The sequence below is a fragment of the Alcanivorax sp. HI0083 genome, assembly GCF_001635175.1.
Map to the genome: position 1 here is coordinate 1 of NZ_LWFX01000494.1, position 1,084 is coordinate 1,084.

2 protein-coding genes and 1 tRNA gene are annotated in these 1,084 nt (G+C 56.4%); all 3 read left to right on the forward strand.

Annotation, left to right across the window (positions count from 1 at the left end; translation table 11 throughout):
- The coding region (locus A3754_RS05055) for an EF-Tu/IF-2/RF-3 family GTPase (protein WP_255363114.1) at positions 1–617 on the forward strand (617 nt) is incomplete at its 5' end.
- Between the two features lie 67 nt (positions 618–684).
- A tRNA-Trp gene (locus A3754_RS05060) sits at positions 685–760 on the forward strand.
- 43 nt (positions 761–803) lie between these two features.
- A partial coding sequence (locus A3754_RS05065) for a preprotein translocase subunit SecE (protein ID WP_063518992.1) occupies positions 804–1,084 on the forward strand: 281 nt, incomplete at its 3' end.

Genomic DNA, 1,084 nt, shown 5'->3' on the forward strand with positions numbered 1-1,084 from the left:
AGAAGCTGGTTGAGTGCCTGGACGAGTACATCCCGGAGCCGGAGCGTGCCGTTGATCAGCCGTTCCTGATGCCGATCGAAGACGTATTCTCCATCTCTGGTCGCGGTACTGTAGTAACCGGCCGTGTAGAGCGTGGCATCATCAAGGTGGGTGAAGAGCTGGAAATCGTGGGTATCAACGACACCACCAAGACCACCTGTACCGGTGTTGAGATGTTCCGCAAGCTGCTGGACGAAGGTCGCGCTGGTGAGAACGTTGGTGTTCTGCTGCGTGGTACCAAGCGTGATGAGGTTGAGCGTGGCCAGGTACTGGCCAAGCCGGGCTCCATCAAGCCGCACACCAAGTTCGTTGCTGAGGTGTATGTCCTGAGCAAAGACGAAGGTGGTCGCCACACTCCGTTCTTCAATGGCTACCGTCCGCAGTTCTACTTCCGTACGACTGACGTGACAGGTGCATGTACTCTGCCGGAAGGTACCGAAATGGTAATGCCGGGCGATAACGTGCAGATGGACGTTGAGCTGATCGCTCCGATCGCCATGGAAGATGGCCTGCGCTTCGCGATTCGCGAAGGTGGCCGTACCGTTGGCGCCGGCGTGGTAGCTAAAATCACCGAGTAAGTTTTACGGTGATAAAGGGTGGCGGGCGTGCCCGTCACCCTGTTTTGTTTCAGGTTTAAAGAGTTACAGGCCAGTAGTTCAATTGGTAGAGCACCGGTCTCCAAAACCGGCTGTTGGGGGTTCGAGTCCCTCCTGGCCTGCCAATTTTCCCAAAACTGCCACTCAGGTGGTGGGGTGCATCGTCAGATGAGCGAGAAAACAGAAGCGCGTTCCGGCTCTGCCGCCTTTGAGGCGGTGAAGTGGTTGTTGGTTGTGGGGTTTGTTGCTGCGGCCGTAGTGGGCAATAGCTATTTCTCCGACCAGGCAGCCCTGTATCGGGTGATCGGTGTTGTTGCTGTTTCTCTGGTGGCGGTGTTTGTTGCTCTGCAAACTGAGCAGGGCAAAGCGTTCAACCAGTTGCGCAAGGATTCTCTGGTCGAGCTTCGCAAGATTGTGTGGCCGACGCGTCAGGAAACCTTGCAAACCAC